6 protein-coding genes are annotated in these 7,067 nt (G+C 62.3%); all 6 read right to left on the bottom strand.

Annotation, left to right across the window (positions count from 1 at the left end):
- Positions 1–1,098: AMP nucleosidase (locus AC1DVM_RS22065; RefSeq protein WP_477258102.1), on the bottom strand; the 1,098-nt coding region annotated here is incomplete at its 3' end.
- A gap of 147 nt (positions 1,099–1,245) precedes the next feature.
- A complete protein-coding gene (gene ettA / locus AC1DVM_RS22060) occupies positions 1,246–2,898 on the bottom strand; it encodes an energy-dependent translational throttle protein EttA (protein WP_477258100.1) in 1,653 nt (550 codons plus the stop codon).
- Between the two features lie 128 nt (positions 2,899–3,026).
- A complete protein-coding gene (locus tag AC1DVM_RS22055) occupies positions 3,027–3,725 on the bottom strand; it encodes an SDR family oxidoreductase (RefSeq protein ID WP_477258098.1) in 699 nt (232 codons plus the stop codon).
- Positions 3,722–5,473 carry a M14 family zinc carboxypeptidase gene (locus AC1DVM_RS22050; protein WP_477258096.1) on the bottom strand — a complete coding sequence of 584 codons (1,752 nt, stop codon included), beginning with the start codon at positions 5,471–5,473 and terminating at the stop codon, positions 3,722–3,724. The genes AC1DVM_RS22055 and AC1DVM_RS22050 overlap by 4 nt, the downstream gene beginning before the upstream one ends.
- Positions 5,470–6,327, bottom strand: coding sequence for an ABC transporter permease (locus tag AC1DVM_RS22045; RefSeq protein ID WP_477258094.1), 858 nt, complete (start codon positions 6,325–6,327; stop codon positions 5,470–5,472). Before AC1DVM_RS22045 ends, AC1DVM_RS22050 begins: the two co-directional genes overlap by 4 nt.
- Positions 6,328–6,332: 5 nt before the next feature.
- On the bottom strand, positions 6,333–7,067 hold a 735-nt coding region (locus tag AC1DVM_RS22040), incomplete at its 5' end, for an ABC transporter permease (protein WP_477258092.1).

Below are 7,067 nucleotides of genomic sequence, written 5' to 3'. Positions count from 1 at the left end.
GACATGTTGGGCTGCCTCTTGCAGCGCGACCTGTACTTCCGCGAGGGCTGGAATGGGTATTTCGGGCGGCACCGCGTCATCCAGGATGTGGTCGCGGCGGAGATAGCCATGAGCCAGCACATAATCGCCGATGGTCTGCGATTGCCGCAATCCGCCGCAATGGCCGACCATGAGCCAGCAATGGGGTCGAATGACCGCTAGGTGGTCGGTGACGTTCTTGGCGTTCGAGGGGCCGACGCCGATATTGACGAGCGTCACCCCGTGCCCATCCCGATGAATGAGGTGGTAGGCGGGCATCTGAAAGCGATGCCACGGCGAAGAGCCCACGAGTTCGGCTACGGTTTCGTCCGGCAGGCCCCGCTCGATGACGACCCCGCTCGGCAGAACCAGCCTGACATAGGCGCTGTTCTCATTTGCAAGCTCGGAAATGGCCCAACGGACGAACTGGTCCACATAGCGGTGGTAGTTCGTCAGCAGGATCCATGGCTGAACCGACCGCCAGTCGGAGCCAGTGTAATGGACGAGGCGCCGGAGGGAATAATCCGTGCGCGCCGCGTCGAAGAGCGAGAGCGGGCGAGGCTCGCCCTCCCGGAATTCCCAGGTGCCGTCGGCGATCTCGTCACCGACTTTCGCGAGCAGCGGTGTCGGGAAGTGCTGGGCCAACTCGGCCGCCGAATGTGCCCCGCGGCCAAGCTCGTCTCCCCTTTCGAACACATAGGGGTAGGGTATTTCCTGGTCGCTTACGCCGACTTCGATGGTGGCGCCATAATCGCCCACGAGGTAGTTGAGCTGCTCCAGCAGGTAGTTCTTGAAAAAGGCGGGCTGGGTCACCGTCGTCGCGTAGACCCCGGGGCCCTGAAATTTCGCGTAAGCCCGCTGCTTGACCGGCGGAACAGCCGTCGCCCGGTAGATCACGCGGAGTTCGGGGTATCGGAACTGCGCCCGTTCTTCGGGGGTGGGGGCTACATGAGTGGCAAAAAAGCGTTCCAGCGCATGGCGCTGCGCATCGATTGCCGCGTCATAGAGCGCGATCAGTCGAGCAACGGCTTGCTCGGGTGTCTGGACGGTCTCGAAGAGGGCAATTTCGTCGGAGGGCACGGGACAACTTTCTCAAGGCCTGTGCCTCAAGGGTCATACACCGTTTGGCTTCAAAACCCAACCGTCCGAACGCCGTTGCAAGGCCTTACGCTACGTCCTCCGCGACAAACGGGGCCGCACGTCCAAAAAACGTGCGGCCTCGCCCGCTTATCGCGTGAACTTCTTGTATTTCAGCCGATGAGGGATTGTCGAATCCTGACCGAGGCGGCGTTTCTTGTCCTCCTCGTAATCCGCGAAGTTTCCTTCGAACCACTCGACGTGACTGTCGCCCTCGAACGCGAGAATATGGGTGGCGATGCGGTCTAGGAACCAGCGATCGTGGCTGATGACGACGGCACAGCCTGCGTATTCCTCGAGCGCTTCTTCGAGCGCGCGCAGGGTGTCCACATCGAGATCGTTGGTCGGCTCGTCGAGGAGGAGCACGTTGGCGCCCGACTTCAGGATCTTGGCGAGGTGCACCCGGTTGCGTTCGCCACCGGAGAGCACGCCGACCTTCTTCTGCTGGTCCGGGCCCTTGAAGTTGAACGCGCCGCAATAGGCGCGCGCATTGATTTCGCGCTTGCCGAGATAGAGGATCTCGTTGCCGCCTGAAATTTCCTCGTAAAGGGTCTTGTTGGGGTCCAGGGAATCGCGGCTTTGGTCCACGTAGCCCAGCTTCACGCTGTCCCCGATCTTGATGCTGCCCCCATCCGGCTGGTCCTGCCCGGTGATCATCCGAAACAAGGTCGTCTTACCGGCGCCGTTCGGGCCGATGATCCCCACGATCCCGCCAGGCGGGAGCTTGAAGGAGAGACCGTCGACCAGGAGCTTGTCGCCGAAACCCTTCGTCAGATTGTCGAATTCGATGACGTTGTTGCCGAGGCGCTCGGCGATCGGGATGACGATCTGCGCCGTCGTGGCGCCTCGCTCCTCCGCCCGCGCCACGAGGTCCTCGTAACGCTGGATACGCGCCTTGGACTTTGCCTGACGGGCTTTTGGGGTGGCCGATACCCATTCGCGCTCGCGTTCGATCGTGCGCTTGTGCGCCTCGTCCTCGCGACCTTCCTGCTCCAGACGCTTCTGCTTCTGCTCCAGCCACGACGAGTAATTGCCCTGATAGGGAATGCCCCGGCCGCGGTCGAGCTCGAGGATCCAGCCGGTGACGTTGTCGAGGAAGTAGCGATCGTGGGTCACGATGAGAATGGCGCCCGGATAGGAGCGCAAATGGCCCTCGAGCCAGCCGGTCGTCTCGGCGTCCAGGTGGTTGGTCGGCTCGTCGAGAAGCAACAATTCGGGTTGTTCCAGCAGCAGTTTGCAGAGCGCCACGCGACGGCGCTCGCCGCCCGACAGCTTGTCGACCGACCAATCGTCCGGCGGGCAGCCCAGGGCATCCATCGCCTGTTCGACCTTCGAATCGAGGTTCCAGAGATCCTTGGCTTCGATCTCGTCCTGCAGACGGGTCATCTCGTCGGCAGTCTCGTCCGAATAGTTCATCGCCAGTTCGTTGTAGCGATCGAGAAGCGCGCGCTGGGGCGCCACGCCTTCCATCACGTTCTCGCGGACATTCTTCGTTTCGTCGAGTTTCGGCTCCTGCGGCAGGTAGCCGACCCGGGCGCCCTCGGCGACCCAGCCTTCGCCGTTCCAATCGGTATCGATGCCCGCCATGATGCGAAGCAGGGTCGATTTACCGGCGCCGTTGACGCCCAGCACACCGATCTTGGCATCCGGGTAGAAGGACAGATGGACATCGTCGAGGACCTTCTTGCCGCTCGAATAGGCCTTGGTGAGGCCACGCATGTGATAGATGAATTGACGAGCCACGGAAAAACCCTGCTGAAATCTGGTCGCGGTGAGTGGAATTGCGTGTCAGTTAGCAGGGGGGGACGGCAGGAGCAAGGCGAACCGGCTACACGGCTGCCCTGCATGAGACCGGCCAGGCGACGCAAACGTCAAAGCCCTCTCACCAGCCCGCCATCCACCAGAAGGTTCTGCCCCGTCACGTATCCGGCATCCTCGGAGAGCAGAAAAGCGACGGTTTTTGCCAGTTCACCCGCGGTTCCGTAGCGACCCATCGGAATGCGGGCCTTGCGGTCCGCCTTCTCGGGCAGGCTGTCGATGAAGCCCGGTAGGACGTTGTTCATGCGGATCCCTGCCCGCGCATAGCGATCCGCATAGAGCTTGGTGAAAGCGGCGAGCGCCGTGCGCAGGCTTGCGGAAACCGGAAAATCCGGATCCGGTTCGAAAGCCGCGAAGGTCGAGATGTTGACGATGGCGCCCCTGCCGGCCTTTTCCATGATCGGCGTCACAAGGCGCGCCATGCGCACGACGTTCAGCAGGACGACATCGAGCCCGAGATGCCAGTCGGCATCGGGAATGGCAAGGAGATCGCCCTTGGGCGGGTGGCCTGTGTGGTTCACCACCGCGTCGATCCTGCCGTAACGCTCCATGGCGAGCTTTACGAACCGTTCGAGATCCGCCGGCTCCGTAACGGAGCCCTGCATTGCCAACCCACCAAGCTCATCGGCGACAGCCACGACACGCTCGGTTCGCGCCATCAACGCGAGTTCGTAGCCGCGGGCGCGAAGTTCGCGCGCGATGGCTTCGCCCATTCCCTGGCTCGAGGCGGTGACGAGTGCGACGGGTTTCATGCGACCTGCTCCGACATCATGGCGGCGAAAGCGGCCTCGGCCGCGAGCACCGTGGTCATCTGGACCGTATGGGCGAAGCGGAAGGCCTCGTCATAAATGGTCTCATCCGGGAACTCTGTAATCAGTGTCAGCGGGGACGGATGGCGCTCGTCCTCCGTGATGAGGCAGGGGACTTCGTTGATAATCTCATAGGGCGCGCCGCCACTATGGATCGAGCAGACCTCGATTTGCCGGCGATTGAACTCGGCCAGGCCCGGAACGGCGGTCAGGCCCTTGGTCACCGCTTCGACGAGCACCCGCGCCTGCCCGGCCCAGGACACATGGTGGCGCATGATCAAAAAGAACCCTTTGGGAATCGTCCAAAGCTCGAACCCGCGCGGCAGATAACCGGTGAAAGGCCGGGTCCATTCGTGCGCCGGATAGCCATGAAGGTTGACATGCAGCTGGGCAGCCGAAAGCGCCAGCGCCTGGTTGCGCGCGCCCTTCTCATAGGTCCGATTGCCCTTGTCGTATTCCAGGTCGTTGCCGAGCGACGTGTAGCGCGCCGCGTGATGCATGTGGCGTGGATTATGCTCGCACAAACGGCCATGCAGCGCATAGCCATCGGGATTCTCGACCGCGATGAGCGCCACATGGGCCTCGGGATCCGACAGAAGATGGCGTGCCGCCCGCAAGGCTCCGACGGGACCGGAGGTCTCGTTCGCGTGCTGCCCCGCGCTCACCAGAACGGCGGGCCGGGTCCCTATCCGATACAGCCCGCGAACCGGCCGGCCCTCACGCGACACGCCTTCAAATGGCTCGCCCGGCAAGGCCGCAAGCTCGCGATGGATCTGCGCCATATCCAGCGCGGCGTCCGCGCGCTCGAGATCCTGCGTCGATCTCGCAACATCCGAGGGTTCGTCAAAGCGCGCGAGCTTGACGGTGACGAGGGCATCGCCTTCCCCTTCGCGGATGTCCGGCACGATCTGCCCCGGCTGCAGGCTGCGATCCTCCGGCGGCCTGCCGGACCGTCGTTTGAAAAACTCGAGCAGCGAGAAATAGAAATCCTCGTGCAGCGCCTCGCGCGTGCTCATCACCTCGTCCCCGTAAGGCAGGGGTCGCTCGATCCCCGAGATGACAACATCGATCGCGATCGTTTCGGCGTAGGGTTCCGCCGCCGGCCACTCATGTGCCGCGAGGGCGTGCATAACCTTACGGAAGACGATCTCATGTTCCGTCTCGATAGCCTGATCGATCTCGGGCGCATCGTCTCCGGCGCGCCAGACCCGGAGCCAGCCGGTCGGGGTCAGGTCGATTTCCTCCACATGGTTTGGACGGAGGCGGTTCGGGGCGAAGATTTCCGTCTCGGCCACTTGGCCGTCTCGATATTCCGCCCGCACCCGATAGGTCAGGTCGGCCTCGCCTGGTTCGAAACTGGTTTCCACCAGATCGAGCAGGGCCGACAGTGGATAGGCTTCGGACAGGAAACGAAGCGGAAGCGCCTCGGGATGGACGGGATAGCGCACGGTCACGCGCGCCAGATTGGATAGGTCGATCTCGTCCAGAAAGGCATGGACCAGCGGTTTGTAGGCCGAGCGAATGCGCGCCGCGACACCGGCCTCGGAGAGCTGCTCCTCGGCGCGTCGCCGCGCGGCTGAGTCCTCGAAGACCCAGGCTTCCAGCCGTGCCCCGCGATTGGCCTCCAACGCCCAGTCGCGAACGATGATGTCGAGCGTCCGCGGAATCCGCTCGTCAAGCAAGAGGGTCATTTTGAAGTCTGTCCTGTGGGATCGAGGTAATCGCGGAGCCAATCGCCAAGGAGATTCAGCCCGAGAACGGTGAACATGATAGCGAGCCCCGGGAAGACACTCACCCACCATGCGGATTGCAGATATGTGCGGCYATCGGCCAGCATCCCGCCCCAGCTCGGAATGAGCGGATCGACACCGAGACCAAGGAAGGTCAGGCTGCTTTCAAGCAAGATGTTGTTGGCCACGTTCAAGGTCATCAGGATGACGATGGGGCCCAGAACGTTCGGGAGAATATGCTGGAAGATGATGCGCAGATTTCCGACGCCGATGGCGCGCGCCGACAGGATGAACTCCCGATCGCGCAGGGCGAGGACCGAGCCACGCACGAGGCGCGCATATTGCACCCATTGCGCCACGATCATGAAGAAGATCACCTTGTCGATGCCGGTTCCGAGAATGGCGAGGAACATGATAGCGATGAGGATGAAGGGCAGCGCGAGCTGAATATCGGCAAACCGCATCAGCAAAATTTCAGCGACACCGCGATAATACCCGGCAACGAGGCCGACAAGCGTCCCGACAATCACGGCGCCGATCACCGACAGAACGCCGACCATGAGTGAAATCTTTCCCCCGACGATCACGCGCGCCAGCACGTCGCGGCCGAGAGGGTCGGTTCCAAGGATATGCGCAGGACTCTGAAACGGCGGAATGAGCCGCGCCATTAGATCCATGCTCTCCCCGCCATCAGGAAACAGCAGCGGTGAGAACAGCACCGCCAACGTCATCCCGCCCGTAAGGGCGAGACCGACGATGAGTTCGAACGACTTGAAACGCCACCGTGTGGAGCGTTCAGCCTGAGCTGTCGCCATGGCTGTCACTCCGTCCGGATACGCGGGTCGATGAGCCCGTAGGCGATGTCGACCAACAGATTGATGAGCACGATGAACAAAGCAAGGACCGTGATGGAGCCCTGCAGCACGGGATAGTCGCGCCCCGAGATCGCGTCGAATGCCAGCGTCCCCATGCCGGGCCAGTTGAACACCCGTTCGACGATGACAATACCGCCGATCAGGCCTCCGAATTGCAGGCCGATATAGGTGACCAGCGGAATGGCGGAGTTGCGAAGCGCGTGCTTGTAGAGCACCACCCGGTCCTTCAGGCCCTTCGAGCGCGCCACCATGATGTATTGCTGGGACAGGGTTTCGAGCATCGACGTGCGCACCAGCCTGACATTGGTCGCCGTCAGGATGATGGCCATCGTCAGCGCAGGCATGATGAAGCTTTCAGGTCCCTCCATGCCGCTCGGCGGCAACAGGCCGAGGGTGATGGAGAAGAACAGCACCATCATGATGGCGAGCCAGAAATTGGGGAACGACAGACCCACCAGCGAGACGACGCGAACGAGTTGATCGGGCCAACGTCCCCGATTGACCGCTGCGTAGATGCCGAGCGGCACCGACAGCACGATCGAAACCAGCAGGGACGTGAAGGCCAAGAGCAGCGTTGCCGGCAAGGCTTTCGAAATAAGCAGGGATACGGGCGTGCCGCCCATGAAGCTACGTCCGAAATCGCCCACGACGATACCCTGCAGAAAGCCGAGATACTGGGC

This window comes from Microvirga sp. P4_A5 (assembly GCF_056402495.1).
Note: the sequence above shows the minus strand (reverse complement) of the source record. Positions and strands in the feature narration are given on the sequence as shown.